Annotated in this window: 17 protein-coding genes and 1 riboswitch; of the genes, 4 read left to right on the top strand and 13 right to left on the bottom strand. The window is 41.8% G+C overall.

What is annotated here, in order from left to right; genetic code table 11:
* Position 1: 1 nt before the first annotated feature.
* The 9 genes from BUB93_RS06295 to BUB93_RS06255 form a co-directional block, all read right to left on the bottom strand.
* Complete coding sequence (locus BUB93_RS06295) at positions 2-868, bottom strand: ATP-binding protein (protein WP_073270244.1); 867 nt, start codon at positions 866-868, stop codon at positions 2-4.
* Positions 865-1,707 carry a 4Fe-4S binding protein gene (locus tag BUB93_RS06290; RefSeq protein WP_084117046.1) on the bottom strand — a complete coding sequence of 281 codons (843 nt, stop codon included), beginning with the start codon at positions 1,705-1,707 and terminating at the stop codon, positions 865-867. Before BUB93_RS06290 ends, BUB93_RS06295 begins: the two co-directional genes overlap by 4 nt.
* On the bottom strand, positions 1,697-2,062 hold the full coding sequence (locus BUB93_RS06285) for a NifB/NifX family molybdenum-iron cluster-binding protein (protein WP_073270240.1): 366 nt from the start codon (positions 2,060-2,062) through the stop codon (positions 1,697-1,699). The genes BUB93_RS06290 and BUB93_RS06285 overlap by 11 nt, the downstream gene beginning before the upstream one ends.
* A 3-nt stretch (positions 2,063-2,065) precedes the next feature.
* A complete protein-coding gene (locus BUB93_RS06280; protein ID WP_073270238.1) occupies positions 2,066-2,440 on the bottom strand; it encodes a DUF134 domain-containing protein in 375 nt (124 codons plus the stop codon).
* Between the two features lie 12 nt (positions 2,441-2,452).
* On the bottom strand, positions 2,453-2,728 hold the full coding sequence (locus BUB93_RS06275) for a DUF5320 domain-containing protein (RefSeq protein WP_073270236.1): 276 nt from the start codon (positions 2,726-2,728) through the stop codon (positions 2,453-2,455).
* Positions 2,729-2,926: 198 nt separating this feature from the next.
* The gene (locus BUB93_RS06270) at positions 2,927-3,652 is read right to left on the bottom strand and encodes an amino acid ABC transporter ATP-binding protein (protein WP_073270364.1); all 726 of its coding nucleotides are present in this window, start codon (positions 3,650-3,652) and stop codon (positions 2,927-2,929) included.
* 7 nt (positions 3,653-3,659) lie between these two features.
* Positions 3,660-4,328 carry an amino acid ABC transporter permease gene (locus BUB93_RS06265; RefSeq protein ID WP_073270234.1) on the bottom strand — a complete coding sequence of 223 codons (669 nt, stop codon included), beginning with the start codon at positions 4,326-4,328 and terminating at the stop codon, positions 3,660-3,662.
* Between the two features lie 153 nt (positions 4,329-4,481).
* Positions 4,482-5,270 (bottom strand): ABC transporter substrate-binding protein, encoded by a 789-nt coding sequence (locus tag BUB93_RS06260; RefSeq protein ID WP_073270232.1) that lies wholly within the window; start codon positions 5,268-5,270, stop codon positions 4,482-4,484.
* Between the two features lie 496 nt (positions 5,271-5,766).
* Positions 5,767-6,303, bottom strand: coding sequence for a permease (locus tag BUB93_RS06255; RefSeq protein ID WP_073270230.1), 537 nt, complete (start codon positions 6,301-6,303; stop codon positions 5,767-5,769).
* Between the two features lie 371 nt (positions 6,304-6,674).
* Here BUB93_RS06255 and BUB93_RS06250 point away from each other — a divergent pair, with 371 nt between their 5' ends.
* On the top strand, positions 6,675-7,010 hold the full coding sequence (locus tag BUB93_RS06250) for a YggT family protein (protein WP_073270228.1): 336 nt from the start codon (positions 6,675-6,677) through the stop codon (positions 7,008-7,010).
* Positions 7,011-7,539: 529 nt separating this feature from the next.
* Here the strand turns inward: BUB93_RS06250 and BUB93_RS06245 are convergent.
* Both BUB93_RS06245 and BUB93_RS06240 read right to left on the bottom strand, forming a co-directional pair.
* Complete coding sequence (locus BUB93_RS06245; protein WP_073270227.1) at positions 7,540-8,016, bottom strand: permease; 477 nt, start codon at positions 8,014-8,016, stop codon at positions 7,540-7,542.
* A 14-nt stretch (positions 8,017-8,030) separates the two neighbouring features.
* On the bottom strand, positions 8,031-8,399 hold the full coding sequence (locus BUB93_RS06240; protein ID WP_073270226.1) for a helix-turn-helix transcriptional regulator: 369 nt from the start codon (positions 8,397-8,399) through the stop codon (positions 8,031-8,033).
* A 503-nt stretch (positions 8,400-8,902) separates the two neighbouring features.
* Here BUB93_RS06240 and kamA point away from each other — a divergent pair.
* Positions 8,903-10,228 (top strand): lysine 2,3-aminomutase, encoded by a 1,326-nt coding sequence (gene kamA, locus BUB93_RS11260; protein WP_084117044.1) that lies wholly within the window; start codon positions 8,903-8,905, stop codon positions 10,226-10,228.
* Positions 10,229-11,059, top strand: a complete 831-nt coding sequence (gene ablB / locus BUB93_RS11255; RefSeq protein ID WP_084117042.1) for a putative beta-lysine N-acetyltransferase — start codon at positions 10,229-10,231, stop codon at positions 11,057-11,059. It abuts the gene before it with no gap.
* Positions 11,060-11,105: 46 nt separating this feature from the next.
* Here ablB and nrdG read toward each other — a convergent pair whose 3' ends face one another.
* Positions 11,106-11,603, bottom strand: coding sequence for an anaerobic ribonucleoside-triphosphate reductase activating protein (gene nrdG / locus BUB93_RS06230; RefSeq protein ID WP_073270225.1), 498 nt, complete (start codon positions 11,601-11,603; stop codon positions 11,106-11,108).
* A gap of 15 nt (positions 11,604-11,618) precedes the next feature.
* Positions 11,619-13,937, bottom strand: coding sequence for an anaerobic ribonucleoside triphosphate reductase (locus BUB93_RS06225; protein ID WP_073270224.1), 2,319 nt, complete (start codon positions 13,935-13,937; stop codon positions 11,619-11,621).
* 104 nt (positions 13,938-14,041) lie between these two features.
* Positions 14,042-14,220, bottom strand: a riboswitch (cobalamin riboswitch).
* A gap of 180 nt (positions 14,221-14,400) precedes the next feature.
* Here BUB93_RS06225 and BUB93_RS06220 point away from each other — a divergent pair.
* Positions 14,401-15,081, top strand: a complete 681-nt coding sequence (locus BUB93_RS06220) for a hypothetical protein (protein ID WP_073270223.1) — start codon at positions 14,401-14,403, stop codon at positions 15,079-15,081.
* Positions 15,082-15,096: the final 15 nt, after the last annotated feature.

Below are 15,096 nucleotides of genomic sequence, written 5' to 3'. Positions count from 1 at the left end.
CCTAGCTCTCATTAAAGTATTTCATCGTATTTTGGTAAACCTTTTTTATCTCGTTCGACGCTCTGCAATTTACCTTCCCAAGGCTCATTCCTTTGTTTATAGCTTCTGCCGCATTATCATCATAAGAAATCTTGCCCATGAAGGGTATATCGTTTCTTTTACAATACTCTTCTATTTCAATTGCTTTTTCTAAATTTGTATCGTATTTGTTTATGCAAACCATTATTTTGGTATTAAAACCTTTAGCAGTTTTTATGATCCTCTCCATGTCGCTAATTCCCGAAACTGAAGGCTCCGCTACTATCAAAACCATGTCTACTCCGCTGATTGACGCTATTACGGGGCATCCTATCCCTGGGGATCCATCTATTATGGCAAATGCATCCTTATTGCAGGACTTTTGCATATTTTTCTTCACTTCGGTTACAAGCTTGCCGGAAGTTCCACTGCCCATCTTTAATGTAGCAGTTGAAAATACCCTAGTGTTTTTATAAATGCGCAATTCTCCGGCCACATCGGCTTTAATATCAATAGCATCCTGAGGACATAAAAAAACACAAACTCCACACCCTTCACATCCGAATTCTCCAACATGATAAGCGCCCTTACTGAAGCTTATGGAATCAAACCTACATTTTTTCATGCATAGACCGCATGAGATGCATTTTGATTGATCAATTTCCGCTTTTCCCATACCGAAGTAATTGTTTATCTCTGGTTCTTCCCTGATATGCATCACCAAGTGCAGGTTGGGAGCATCAACATCACAATCTGCAAAAGCCTCTGCATCGGCAAAATCTATGAAGGCACTTGCAACCGTAGTCTTACCGGTACCCCCTTTCCCACTAAGTATCAATAGCTGTCTCATTTTACTTCCTCCAAAATTGCATACAGCAACTCTGTAAACTTCTTGTTGTATGTTTTGTCAACTCTAGATATTATTTCGCCTTGAGAATTTTGTCTTCCCATTTCCTTGTCATAATCGAACTTGCCAAGAATTTTTATATCGTTGTCGTCGCAGTATTTTTCTGCCGGGTTTTCTCCATCGGTGCATTTATTTAAAACTGCTCCAAATGGTATCTTAAATAGATTTACAAGTTCATGTACCATGGCAAGATTATGGACTCCAAACAAAGTAGGTTCAGCCACTAAAACGCAAAAATCAGCATCTTTGATGCTTTCCATGGTCACGCAGGCACTTCCCGGAGGACAATCTATTATTGTTAAATCTTCATGAGATCCTAACTCAAGAAGCCTCTTTATTATGGGAACCCCACTGGCTTTGCCAATACCCATCATCCCACTTAAGGTCTTCGTTTGCTGTGATTTTCCTATTTCTACCTTGCCGATAGCCATATCTTTTTCATAAATTGCCTCTTGGGGACATACCAGGGCGCAACCTCCACAGGAATGGCAGATATCTTCAAGAACTTTGACTTTGTCTTTTAGATAAGCTAGTGCATTGAATCTACAAAACTCTGTGCACTTTCTGCATCCTGTGCACAGATCATGATCTACTACCGGAATCTTGACAGCTACTTTTTCTTCTGCTGTTATCTCAGGCTTAAAGAATAAATGCCCGTTTGGCTCTTCCACGTCGCAGTCGATATATGCACTTGTACCTGCAGCATCTGCTAAATTTACAGACACAAACGTCTTTCCTGTACCGCCTTTGCCGCTCAGAACTGCAATTTTTTTACTTTCCATGATTGTGATATCCGGCATGAATTTCACTCAGAAGAACTAACTTTCCTTTTTCAAACAATTTAATATTTTCCTCTATATCCTCTCCTTGGCTTTCAATTATTTGGATATCTGCCCCTTGAACAACTTCTGCAGCATTTTGTCCACATCTAGGTGTTATTAACCCATCGATATTTTGATCCACTAATAGCTGTGCAGCTTTTATGCCTGCGCCTCCTGCACTCGAAGCAGCGCTATTGTCTATAAAAGACTCTTTTTTTATTTCAGTATCGTATATCATAAACCAAGGCGCTCTTCCAAATGAGCAACATATCCCAGATTTAATATTCTTTTCGTTTACCGGCATCGCTAATTTCATTGTCTACATCTCCTCTTGATCTTTAACAAATTGCCTGCGTCTTCTGCATCTTCCGCATTTTATCTGTTCTTCTCTTTCCTCTTCATCGCAAAGCTTGTAGTCTCCGCCTTCAATCTTGATAATTTTTCCTTCTACTAAAGACAGGGCAAGCTTTCTTTTGCCTTCATTGTAGATTCTCTGGACAGTGGTCCTTGCAACGTTCATTTGATTTGCACACTCTTCCTGCATCATTCCCTCTAGGTCGATTAATCGGATAGTTTCGTACTCCTCAACAGTCATATGTATGATGTCTTCTTCTACGAGTTTCGCATTTAACGGTCCAAATAGATTACTGTCTGGAAGGCAACAAACCTTCCTCCACTTTCTCGGCCTGGGCATCTCATTTCCTCCTTAATCTTCTAGCTTTTTATTTATTTCCCTTAATCTTGCTTCCAATAATTTTTTTTGGCTTCTCAGCTCTTCTTTTGAATCAAACCGGTCCATAAGAGCAAACCTTCTTCTGACATTTCTTTTGAGGCCTTTTCTGCATCCAAGTCCCATCCTTAATCCAAGACCTAAACCTGCAGCTCCGGCGGCTTTTTTAAAAGCTCCAGTTTCCCATGATCCCAACCCTATTCCCGTTAGCGATCCTTGACCTATTGGCCCCGTTCCATCTCTTCTCGGCATTTTAACTCCTCCTTAATCTATCCGAGAAACAAAAATAACCGTTTTTTGTTTCTTGTCCTTAGTTTTAGGCATATGCCCTTTATATATTCATTATACTCTGTTTAGGGCATATGTCAATAACCTTGAAATAAAAAAATCAGACTGCACTTAATAACTCTGCAATCTGATTTATTATCTTTAATTTTTATACTCTTATTTCTATACCAGTATCTCCCCAAGGAATGCTTGAAGTCTTTCGTGCTTGGGATTTTCAAAAATTTCTTTAGGGGCTCCTTCCTCGGCTATCATGCCGTCATGAAGAAATATCACCCTGTCTGCAACTTCTTTGGCAAAGCCCATCTCGTGGGTCACCACGATCATCGTCCTCCCCTCCTGAGCAAGATCTTTCATTACTTTGAGGACTTCACCTACAAGCTCAGGATCAAGTGCCGAAGTAGGCTCATCAAAGAGTATCACTTTTGGTTCCATTGCAAGGGACCTGGCAATGGCTACCCTTTGCTGCTGACCACCTGATAGCATCTCCGGATATACATCCGCCTTGTCAGCTATTCCTACCTTTTCCAACAGTTCAACGGCGAGCTTTCGTGCCTCTTCTTTACCCATCTTCTTCACAGTGACAGGTCCTTCCATGACGTTTTCTGCAACTGTCATATGAGGAAACAGGTTGAATCTTTGAAATACCATTCCCACATCCTGGCGTACTTTATTGATTCCATCCTCGGTCTCTTCAACAGGCTTTCCATCTATCCAGATTTCTCCTTCAGTCTTTTTCTCCAGGTAGTTTATGCACCTAAGAAGCGTGCTTTTACCAGAACCACTGGCCCCTATCAAGCATACCACGTCGCTTTCTTCAACCGTCAAATTGATTCCCTTCAATACCTCCAGGTCTCCAAAATACTTGTGGAGGTTCTTTATCTCTATCATGCTCATATCATCTCACCCCGACTTTCAGTTTTGTTTCAAGTTTTTGCAGCAGCTTGGCAAGTCCCATGGTTATTATCAGATAGTAAGAGGCCGCGACAAAAAATATGGGGAACACGTCAAATGTTGCGGCGACAAACTGCCTGGCAAGAAGCATGGTCTCTGTGATAGTAATTACACTGGCAAGGGAAGAATCCTTTACAGCTATTATAAACTGATTTCCTAGCGCAGGTATTGACCTTCTGAAAGCTTGCGGCAGCACTATCCTTTTAAGTGCCTGTCCTCTTGTCATTCCAAGAGATCTGGCAGCCTCTCTTTGACCGTAATGTATGGACTCGATGGATCCTCTGAAAATTTCACTTATGTATGCTCCATTGTGCAGGGCAAGTCCAATCACCGCTGACGGGAATCTATCTATTTCAATTCCCATCCCCGGAAGTCCGTAGAATATAAACCAGAGTTGCAAAAGCAGTGGAGTCCCCCTTATTATGGTAATGTATATGTTCATTAAAAATGTCAGCGGCTTTTTATTTGCCAGCTTAACGACTGCAACGAAAAGTCCTATCACCGTACCAATTAATATTGAGAAAAAAGCAAGCTGCATCGTGGCAATTACTCCTGGTATAAACCTGGGAGCAAACCTTACCACCGTGTTAAAAAAATCTATTATCGGGTTCATGTTCTTCCTCCTCGTACTGTCTTTTCAAGACAACTAAATCAGTATGCTCCACACATCTGTACTGCATGAAATATACTGATTTGGCCGTCCTTGGCTTTATTTTTTTAAAGCTGATTTCCCCCGCTTCTCTAAGAGAAGCGGGGGAAAATAAGTTTAGTTTTGGATTTCAAGAAGGTTTACTCCAAACCACTTGTTGCTTAGTTCGGCATAAGTTCCATCTTCGATTATCTCAGCCAATGCGTCATTTACCGCGTTTAGCAAATCAGTATCATCTTTTCTTATAGCTATTGCAATTTCTTCAGAGTAAAGCATATCTCCTATTGGCTCAATGTCTACGCCGTATTCAGCCGGCGCCTGTAGCCCAACGAAGATACCTGTGACAAGCCCGTCGCTTCTTCCCTGCTGAACAGCCATGAAGTTGTCTACATCACTTGAGAACTGAAGTATTTCCCCTACGCTGTCCATCTCTTCAAGAGCGTCGTGGAAAGTGGTGCCTGTTACTACTCCGACTCTGCCATCTTCAAGATCGTCAATGCTGGAAAGTCCAGAGCCTACCGGTGCAAAAAACTGAGCTCCGTCATAATAATACGGATCTGAGAAATTTACCTGCTCCAGGCGAGCCTCGGTAATGGCCATACTTCCGATTATCATGTCGAATCTATTTCCTGTAAGGCCACCTATTATGCCATCCCACTCTGTCGTTATGGGAACAGCTACAACTCCCATCTTTTCAGCGATAGCATTGGCTATGTCGATGTCAAAGCCCGCTAGATCCCCATTTTCGTCAATAAAGTTAAACGGGGGATAAGCACCTGTCATGGCAAAAGTCATTTCGCCATCTTCCAAAATCTGTTCATAGGTTGTTTCTGCGCTGCTTCCACACCCTGCAAGCAAAACAACGCTCAGCAAAGCTACAAGCAGTACTGCACTGATCTTTTTCATAAATCTTTTCCCTCCTAATTCCACTATTTTATGCCTTTTGGCATTATAGACATGTAAACTGGTTCGCTTCGTTCACGAAAAGTAAAAGGCACCCTAACTCATATAGAGTTAGGGTGCCTAAGCTTACCTGATTATCAGTTCACTTTATGCCATTTCCCATACCGCTGTGCGTATGTTTGATAGCATAGATTATGACCACTTGATCCTAATCAAACCCCAGTTCTAAGAACAGTTTTTCAGTAAAATTTTCGCCTTTGATCTTCAAATTTTAAGTAGGCGGATCATGGTGACCTTACTGAAACCCACATTGAAAGCAATACGTGAAACAGCTCGAACACCGGCTAGTCATTTTACTTACTTCACTTGTTGCAATAAAACCTGTATTATTTAATTTTAATTGCTTTTTAAATCGGATTTAGTATATCATATTTCTGTTTTTTTGTCAATATGCGCAATTTACATTATTTTCTTATGACAAAGCTCTTCTTTCACGCAATCAATTCATTTCCGAAGCGTTTTTGTAAACCATTGATTTTTCTTTTTCATCTACCGATTTGTCAACCAAATGGGCGATTACAAATATGCCCACCATGCTGGCCCCAAGTCTCGTTAGGGCAAATCTCGTTCCCAAGGCCGATAGCTCAAAGAGGAACATGGGTATCTTTGTAGTTGACCAAGCCCCGAGAAAAATAAGCACATTGGAAAACTTGACGCCTTTTTTCATAAAAACCGCCGCCATGGGAAAAGCACCATAGAGAGGACCGGCCGCCGCAGATCCTAAAAATATTGCCAGCAGTATCCCCTTTGCTCCTGATCCCTTGCCCATAAACCTTATCATAGTCTCACGAGGAACCCAAACATCTAAAAGTCCCAGCAGTATAAATATAGGAGGCAATACTGAAAGCATCTCCCTAAAGCTGAAAATCGTGGTATCCACAGCCTTTTCTCCTGCCGCAGGGTTTATTGCGGCCAGACCTATCGTTACTGCTACCATTACGAAGAAAAATCTATATCTTATCATTATATTTTTCATACTTTACCCGTCACCTTTCCTATGGCAGTGTCAAGTTTGACACCTCGATTATTTATTATAATTTATAAAAATGTTGATTCTTATATCTTAAAAACGAAAAATGCAAATACAGGCTTCGTTACATCTACCGTGATTTTTGCGTTTCACTCACTGTGGTCGCAAACTACTGCAAGACTTATTCATTCATCCATAATAAAACCTTTCGGGGGCTTTTTCACCGGTAATCCTAACAAATGTTTGAAAGTGGGTATTTTTGGGCATAAAGAAAGTATCAGGTAAAATCAAACACCACTCAACAGAATGCAAGATTCGTAGGATGGAAATGATCCTACAAAGGATTCACGTGTTATAGAAAGAAAGGGGATTGTTCAATGAGTAACATGGAACGAAAGCGACAAGTGAATGAAACGGAGGCACCGACGGATACCTTGAGGCGGGTTGTCAACATTCTGCTTTCCTTGGCGGGATTCATTCTTGTCTTCCGATTCGTCTTTTTACTGTTCGGAGCAAATCCGGACAACGGATTCGTCAGCATCATCTACAGAATAACAGAACCTTTTGTGGTACTCTTTAACGGAATTTTTGCTGAAAGCGATATGGGAAACGGCGTATTTGAACCCGCGACCATTATTGTCTTAGTCATTCTTTTAATCGTATCGTGGTTGATTCAGTCTCTTTTTGCAAAGAGAACGGTCCGCAGGCAATAATATACGGCATCGGAGCGAACCAAGGACCGCAAGCCACACAGAGAGAACCGGTACACAAAATGTGACAAGAGAGAAAACCTTGGAAACCTACACTGAGTAAGAACCGGGAATCACCAAAGAACCCAAAGGCCTCAAGAGGTCTCCCAAAGAATGGACCATCAGGCCTCGCAAGTGCAGAATTTCATGAAGCCCGACAAATGGCAGCTTCTTATAATCTTGGACGAAATTCTTGCCAGTCTCTTGCATTTTCCTGACTTTGGTTCTTAAATCGTGAGCCGGAGCTTACTGACCGCCGAAATCTTTGGTTTCGGTTTACTCTTGACTGCCAAATGCTAATCAATGCTAAAATGCTGGGCTTGCGACGCGATAATTCTTCTCTTCTGTTCTTGAGTTTTTCGCCGTCGCAGTCCTTTTTCAGCATTTATTCGTGTTGCCGTCAGGAGCGGCGCTTCTCTTTGTGCCAACTAATCTATGATTCTCAAATCCCCTATTTGGGATATTTCCCCGTCATTCTTTTTCATGGGCTACTTTACACTACCTTTCCTATGATGAAAGCCACTACAAAGGAATAAATAAAGGCAAAGACATTCCTAGCTACTGTAGATTTTTTGCCAAAATATTTTACTTCCATCGGCAACGTAACAACCCCAACCATCATCAAAGACGATACGAAAGCTCCAATCTGCATGTATCCTGCACCACCTTGCAAGAGAAGAGCAGCTGTAGGAAATGCTATAAAGCCCGGTATCAGTGTTACAGCGCCTACCACTGCTGCTATGGCTGTCCCCCTCCATCCGGAAGATCTTCCTATAAGTCTGCTGATAGTGTCCGGATTCATTACCGCCAGCATCACGCCAACCAGCAATACTATTCCTAAAAGTTGGGGCAGCATGTTCTCAAGTGCTTTCCATGCTTTCATTAGGCTCTTTTTAGTTTTTCCCTTATCCTTTATATAAGATAATGACAGAAGTCCCCCTGCCAAAATATAAAATACCGCTGTATGCATTACAATACCTCCTCTTAGTCACACTGCTTTTCATACAGATCCAAAAATTTTTCAATGCGTTTTTTCCTAAATTCAAAAATTTCACGCCATTCTTCAAGGTCTTTAATCCCTTGGGCCGTTATATCGTATACCCTTTTTTTAGGTCCGCCGCCTCCGGCTTCCCAACTGGATTTGACTTGATCTTTTTCTTCCATTTTTCTTAGGGTTCGATAAAGGGTACTTAAATTCATATCATCTGGAGAAAACCCTAAAGGCTCAAGTTGCTCTATAAGCCCGTAACCATGAGCACACTGCTTTTTAAGCAGAAGTAGCAGGCAGGCTTCCAGAAATTTTTCCATTTTATTGCCTTTGCTGTTGCAACAGCAGTTCTTTTTTTCAGGCATTTTTCCCCTTCTTCCTTTTATTTTTTACTATGTGCGTTATGTATATAGTTAGCATGGGTATAGTTTAATAGCTAATAGTTTTTTTGTCAAGATTTAATTGATGAGACTCCCTGTATATTCCATATTTTTGACAAACACTCCGATACATGATATAATTTGACGAGAAATGTTCAAAATGTGAAGTAATTTTGGGTAGTAGCCTAATCGGCGAGCTTGCTTACGTATTCCTTAGAAATGGGATGCGGAATCAAGTAAACTGGTTGGAATAGGGGAAATCCAAAGTGAAAAACAATCCATTTACGTTATTTGGAACTGGGGCTTGTGCAGGATCATATGGTCATGCAATATACTATGGAAGCATGGTATAAAGTGAGTTGATATTCAGCGAAACTTAGGCACTCTAACTCTGAAAATTCAGAGTTGGGGTGCCTTTAAATATTTGGCCAACCAACCGGCCCTACTACAACCTGAAAAGACTATGTTTTACATCGAAAGGAGAAAACATGCAAGAAACTATTAATATTACGAAAGACAGAATCAACAATGAGGAAATATCAAAAATACTGCTAGACAAATGGTACGACTGGAAGTGGCAGCTTAAAAACAGCATCCACAAGGTCGAAACAGTGGAAAAGATTTTAGGAGTAACTTTTTCAGATAAAAAGAAACAAGCGATTAAGACTACAATAGAAAAATTTCCAATGTCTGTAACTCCCTACTATCTATCACTGGTGGATACAGACGATCCTGAAAACGATCCGGTATTCAAGCAGTGCTTCCCTGATATCAGGGAACTGAGCTTGTCGAACTGCGACATGTCCGATCCACTTCACGAGGACAAGGACAGCCCCGTTGAAGGAATCACGCATCGTTATCCAGACAGGGTCTTATTTCATATAAGCAACGTATGTGCGATGTATTGCAGGCACTGTACCAGAAAAAGAAAGGTTGGAGACGTTGATTCCATACCTTCAAAGGAAGTTATCTTAAAGGGCATCGAATATTTAAAGAACACGCCTCAGGTAAGAGACGTCCTTATATCAGGTGGAGATCCTCTGATGCTATCAGACGATTACCTGGACTGGATACTAAGCCAGCTTTCAGAAATACCACATGTGGAAGTCATTAGAATAGGCTCTAGGATGCCGGTAGTGCTTCCTTATAGAATTACAGACGAGCTGGTGGAAGTACTAAAAAAATACGACAACATCTGGCTGAACACCCATTTTAATCACCCGAGAGAAATAACGGGCTCATCTAGGAGAGCTCTTAAGAAGCTGTCAGGGGCGGGAATCCCTCTGGGAAATCAATCTGTTCTTCTAAGAGACGTAAACGACTGTCCGAGAATCATGAAGAGACTGGTTCACAAACTGACAGCAAATAAGGTTAGACCTTACTACCTGTACCAGTGCGACCTTTCCGAAGGTCTGGAGCACTTTAGGACAAATGTAGGAAAAGGCATAGAAATCATGGAGAACCTACGGGGACATACAAGCGGATTTGCCGTGCCTACATACGTTATCGATGCTCCCGGTGGTGGAGGAAAGATTCCTGTTATGCCGTCGTATCTGATATCCTGGTCTACAAATAAGGTCATCCTTAGAAACTACGAGGGTGTAATAACCACCTACAAGATGCCTGATGACTACAAGCACAATGAGTGCGATCTTGAGTGTGAAAACTGCAACCTTACGCTTAAAACCGAGAATGACGATTTAGAATATAAAACAATCGGCATCTCAAAGCTTCTAAGCGACTACGAGGAAGAAATAACATTAACGCCGGAAAACCTTGAAAGGGATACCCGAAATAGTGGAGATGCATCTTAAATGGGAGATAAAGTAGAATTTTTAGGCCATAGTCTGATACAACACGGTAAAGACAACGACAGGATTTACCTTATGAAATACGACTACAGGGACGAGACTAAAATTATAGACAGCCTTAAAGATTTGGCGGACAAATACAGCTATTCGAAGATTTTTGCAAAAGTTCCGCTCAATAAAGAAAGCATATTCCTTACTGCAGGATATACTCGTGAAGCCAAGATTCCAAACTACAAAAGCGGCGAGGAAGACTATGTTTTCTTGGGCAAATATATGGACCATGCAAGGGGACTGATTAACGACAGCGCTCTCCTGGATGATGTTCTGGCAACTGCAAGATCAAAAGCGAAAGTCGATCCGCCTCCACTGGAAGATGGACATGTGATTAAGAAATTGACAAAAGAAGATGCCCCTGAAATGGCAGGGCTTTACAAAAGAGTCTTCAAAACATATCCATTTCCTATACACGATGCAGATTATCTAATAAAAACCATGGAAGAAAACATCCATTACTACGGGATATTCCAAGGCAAAAAGCTTGTCGCCTTGTCTTCAAGCGAAACCGACCCGGAATATAAAAACTGCGAAATGACCGACTTTGCCACCTTGCCAAATTATAGGGGCAAGAAATTCGCTCTCGTTCTTCTCTTTGAAATGGAAAAGTCCATGAAAGCCCTCGGCTTTAAGACTCTATACACCATAGCACGGGCCAAGTCCCACGGAATGAATGCAACATTTGCAAAGGCCGGCTATGCTTTCGGCGGGATGCTGATAAACAACACCAACATTTCAGGAGACATCGAAAGCATGAACGTGTGGTACAAAATAATTTAACTATCAAAAGGAACAGCCAAAGCTACACGCTCTGGCTGTCCTTTTTTTAATCTAATATTATCGTCTTGCCGATTTTCATCGACTCTTTAACATCTATTATTCTTTGGTTTTTCGATCCCCTGAATTTCAGCATAAGATCTTTGTTTTCCAGTTCAAATTTCCCGTCTACAAGAATATCAGTGTTTAGAATAAGGCTTTTCCACCCTTTGTCTCTTTCGGATTTTTCAAGTATCTCTTCATATCGATAACCTGAATAAGCCATCACATCGTAACCCATATCCTTCGTTCTTGCAGCAAGCAGCCCCATCTTGTCTGCCTGCTCAAAGGGTTCCCCTCCGCTTAAAGTTATACCGTCAAGCAGCGGGTTTTTTCTCATGCGACTTATGATCTCATCAATCGATATGAAACTTCCTCCATTAAAATCATGAGTGTGAGGATTATGACACCCGGTGCAGTTATGACTGCAGCCTTGAGCAAACACAACGAACCTTATTCCCGGACCGTCAACAAAAGACTCTTCTACTATTCCCGCTGTCCTAATCATATTCCCTTCACCTTCCTAAGAGGCTCCGTGCTTTATTCTGTCATGCACCTCTGCCTTTTTAGCATCGTTGAACCTGTCTAGAGTTCCTACGAGATATCCTGTTATCCTTCTGATTCTTTCAAAGGGTATATGATCTTCCTTCCTGCCACAGGACGGACAAACCTCACCTATCATTCCCGTATATCCGCAAACAGAATCTCTGTCGACAGGATGGTTTATCGATCCATACCCCACTCCTGATTCCTTCATGGCCCTGACGATTTTCTCAAAGGCTTCAAGGTTATTTGAAGGGTCGCCGTCTATTTCTACATATGTGATATGACCGGCATTGGTCAGTTCATGATACGGTCCTTCTATAGATATTTTTTCAAATGCGCTGATCTTATGATACACGGGCACGTGGAAGCCGTTGGTGTAGTACTCCCTATCGGTAACTCCCGGTATAATTCCGTATCGCTTTTTATCCATCCTCACAAACCGACCAGCCGTACCTTCTGCCGGACTTGCGATTAAAGTGTAGTTTAATTTTTCTCTGTTGCTGGCTTCATCCATTCTATTTCTCATGTGGGATATTATCTCGATACCTAGCTTCCTAGCAATATCAGATTCACCGTGGTGATTTCCCGCAAGGGCCTTTAAGCACTCCGCAAGTCCTATAAAGCCTGTAGAAAGTGTCCCGTGCTTGATGATTTCCCTTATCTCGTCTTCGGGGCCCAACTTGTCAGAATCTATCCATATTCCTTGTCCCATAAGGAATGGAAAGTTCTTAACCTTCTTTTGTGCTTGGATTTCGTATCGTTCCCTTAGCTGTGCGATTACCAGGTCGATTTTTTCGTCAAGAAGCTTGAAAAACTCCTGCTTATCTCCCTTGGATTCTATGGCAATAGCCGGAAGGTTTACAGTGGTAAAGCTTAGGTTTCCTCTGCCGTAGGTTATCTCCCTATCCGGATCGAAGGTGTTTCCTATGACCCTTGTCCTGCAGCCCATGTAGGCAATTTCAGTTTCCGGCCTTCCCTCTCTGTAATACTTCAGGTTAAAAGGTGCATCTATAAAGGAAAAGTTGGGGAAAAGCCTCTTTGCGCTGACCTTGCAGGAAAGCTTGAATAGATCGTAGTTCTTATCTTCCTTGTTGTAGTTTATGCCTTCCTTTACCTTGTATATCTGAATCGGAAAAATCGGAGTTTCTCCGTTTCCAAGTCCGGACTCTGTAGCAAGGAGAAGGTTCTTTACGACCATCCTGCCCTCAGGAGTGGTATCAAGGCCATAGTTGATTGAGCTAAAAGGTATCTGAGCACCAGCTCTGCTGTGCATTGTGTTAAGGTTGTGAACAAAAGCCTCCATCGCCTGATATGTGTTTTTTTCTGTCTCTATAATGGCATTCTTGCCTGCAAATCTTTGAATCTTTTTTGCCAAAGCTTTATCCGGCGCTATTTTTTCAAGCTCTTTGAGCTCTTCTCCAAGGTACTCTCCGTTGTCTTCCAAGGTAGGGGAAAGATTTTTTTCTTTCTTTAGCTTTTCTTTTATCTTTATAGCTACATCCATCGAATCCTCAATATCCAAAAGCAGACTCATGGCTTTAGAAAGGTTTACGAAGTAGCATTTCTCATATGTCTTCTTAACCCCTGCTGCCATTGCATAATCAAAGTTAGGTATGCTCTGTCCTCCATGTTGATCATTTTGATTAGACTGTATGGCTATGCATGCGAGGGCTGAGTAGCTGTGTATGCTGTTTGGCTCCCGCAAAAATCCGTGGCCTGTGCTAAATCCGTTTTTAAATAGCCTGTCCAAGTCGATTTGGCAGCACGTGGTCGTTAGGGTCAAAAAATCCATGTCGTGAATATGTATCTCCCCTTTATTGTGAGCCTCAGCATGATCCTTGTTCAGCACGAACATTTCATAAAATTGCTTTGCTCCCTCTGAACCGTATTTCAGCATCGTGCCCATTGCTGTATCTCCATCTATATTTGCGTTTTCACGCTTTAAATCGTTGTCCTTTGCATCCTTGAAGGTAAGATCCTCATATACCTTCATAAGCCTTGTATTCATCTCCCTGACCTTTGTTCTGTCAGCTCTGTATAAAATATATTTCTTCGCCGTTTTGGCGTGACCTTCTTCAATGAGGACTTTTTCCACGCTGTCTTGTATCTGTTCCACTGTGGGTATTTTAGTATTTAGGTCAGTTTGGACATAAATCGCCACTTTTTCAGCTAATTCCATGGCCATATCGTAGTTGTTTCCTTCAACTGCGCTTGCAGCCTTATATATGGCATCTGCAATCTTGCCTATGTTGAAGGGAACCTCCCTGCCGTCTCTTTTTTTGATTTTTGTTATCATCATTATCTCCCTTGTTTTTGATATTTGCCAATAAAAAAACTCCAGACAAAGGTCGGAGCAGTCGAAAAAGACAACGCTTCGCACCCTCTATCGTCCGTAGAGTATCGGCGCTACTCCCTTTGGCAGGTCTTCTGACTTAGTTTCATCGTTCCGGCAGCCTTCCCCTTTCAGGTGGCTATTTGCCAAAACTCATCCATTACAGCGGCGGGACCGTGCAGGAATCACACCTGCTTCCCTTTTCATCCGCGCTTGCAGCGCAGACACCAAATGTACATATATTGTTTGAATTATCATATCACGCACTATATGTTGTGTCAATAATAATGCAGCGTTATTTAAGCACACAAGAAGATCAAATCTTCTTTTGATAAGTTACAGGTGGTGATATAATTTAGTTAAGAGGTGCTCATCACACCTAAAATATTGGGCTCGTACATTATACCAGCTCGAGGGGGATGTAACAATGAAAATGAAAAAGTTTTTGGTTTTTTTGCTTGCAGCATTGCTGATTCTGAGCTTAGCAGCCTGTGGGGGCAATGGGGACACAAATGGATCGCAAGTTACCGACAACGGTGAAGGCTCATCAGAATCCGAAGAAGATATAACCTTTGAAGATTCCTTAAAAGCAGAAGGCATCTACGAAAACTATTATTTCGAGATGGAGGTTAATGTAAATGGGGAAGACTTCCCTACCAGCCAACTCTGGTTTTTAGGTGGAGACATGAAGTTCGAGAACCAGGATCAGGCCATTTTCATTAAGCCTTCAGAGGAACAGATGGGTATTTATACCAAGGAAACGAACCAGCTGGTCTTGATGCCCATATCCGAAAACGAAGATTTTTACACGCCTTTTATAGCCGCCGACGAGATCGAAGAAGAAGTTTATGAGGGTATTTTATACAAAGGTTCTGAAACCTTGGACGGGAAAACCGTGGATGTATTTGAATACGATGCCATGGATGTTTATGCAAAGTACTACATATGGAGGGACACTGGAATAATTGTTAAAATGATAGTCCACTCCGATGAATACGAAAGCGAATACTACTTTAGGAACATGAGAGTAAATGAGCTTACTGCCGATGACCTGGCCTATCCTGAAGATGCGGAAATTATGGATATGAGCGAGTTTCTTGTGCAATAAAAAAAGCGCGTACGC

The sequence above is a fragment of the Alkalibacter saccharofermentans DSM 14828 genome (genome assembly GCF_900128885.1).
Taxonomy (GTDB): domain Bacteria; phylum Bacillota; class Clostridia; order Eubacteriales; family Alkalibacteraceae; genus Alkalibacter; species Alkalibacter saccharofermentans.
This window is presented reverse-complemented; position numbering and strand designations above follow the sequence as displayed.

Excerpts from the sequence above, each read along its gene's own strand:
- BUB93_RS06225 (WP_073270224.1), bottom strand. The coding sequence starts at position 13,937 with ATGATAACAAAAATCAAAAAAAGAGACGGCAGGGAGGTTCCCTTCAAC.
- ablB (WP_084117042.1), top strand. The coding sequence starts at position 10,229 with ATGGGAGATAAAGTAGAATTTTTAGGCCATAGTCTGATACAACACGGT.
- BUB93_RS06280 (WP_073270238.1), bottom strand. The coding sequence starts at position 2,440 with ATGCCCAGGCCGAGAAAGTGGAGGAAGGTTTGTTGCCTTCCAGACAGT.
- kamA (WP_084117044.1), top strand. The coding sequence starts at position 8,903 with ATGCAAGAAACTATTAATATTACGAAAGACAGAATCAACAATGAGGAA.
- BUB93_RS06270 (WP_073270364.1), bottom strand. The coding sequence starts at position 3,652 with ATGATAGAGATAAAGAACCTCCACAAGTATTTTGGAGACCTGGAGGTA.
- BUB93_RS06240 (WP_073270226.1), bottom strand. The coding sequence starts at position 8,399 with ATGCCTGAAAAAAAGAACTGCTGTTGCAACAGCAAAGGCAATAAAATG.
- BUB93_RS06220 (WP_073270223.1), top strand. The coding sequence starts at position 14,401 with ATGAAAATGAAAAAGTTTTTGGTTTTTTTGCTTGCAGCATTGCTGATT.
- BUB93_RS06250 (WP_073270228.1), top strand. The coding sequence starts at position 6,675 with ATGAGTAACATGGAACGAAAGCGACAAGTGAATGAAACGGAGGCACCG.
- BUB93_RS06255 (WP_073270230.1), bottom strand. The coding sequence starts at position 6,303 with ATGAAAAATATAATGATAAGATATAGATTTTTCTTCGTAATGGTAGCA.
- BUB93_RS06285 (WP_073270240.1), bottom strand. The coding sequence starts at position 2,062 with ATGAAATTAGCGATGCCGGTAAACGAAAAGAATATTAAATCTGGGATA.
- BUB93_RS06265 (WP_073270234.1), bottom strand. The coding sequence starts at position 4,328 with ATGAACCCGATAATAGATTTTTTTAACACGGTGGTAAGGTTTGCTCCC.
- nrdG (WP_073270225.1), bottom strand. The coding sequence starts at position 11,603 with ATGATTAGGACAGCGGGAATAGTAGAAGAGTCTTTTGTTGACGGTCCG.
- BUB93_RS06275 (WP_073270236.1), bottom strand. The coding sequence starts at position 2,728 with ATGCCGAGAAGAGATGGAACGGGGCCAATAGGTCAAGGATCGCTAACG.
- BUB93_RS06260 (WP_073270232.1), bottom strand. The coding sequence starts at position 5,270 with ATGAAAAAGATCAGTGCAGTACTGCTTGTAGCTTTGCTGAGCGTTGTT.
- BUB93_RS06245 (WP_073270227.1), bottom strand. The coding sequence starts at position 8,016 with ATGCATACAGCGGTATTTTATATTTTGGCAGGGGGACTTCTGTCATTA.
- BUB93_RS06290 (WP_084117046.1), bottom strand. The coding sequence starts at position 1,707 with ATGGAAAGTAAAAAAATTGCAGTTCTGAGCGGCAAAGGCGGTACAGGA.
- BUB93_RS06295 (WP_073270244.1), bottom strand. The coding sequence starts at position 868 with ATGAGACAGCTATTGATACTTAGTGGGAAAGGGGGTACCGGTAAGACT.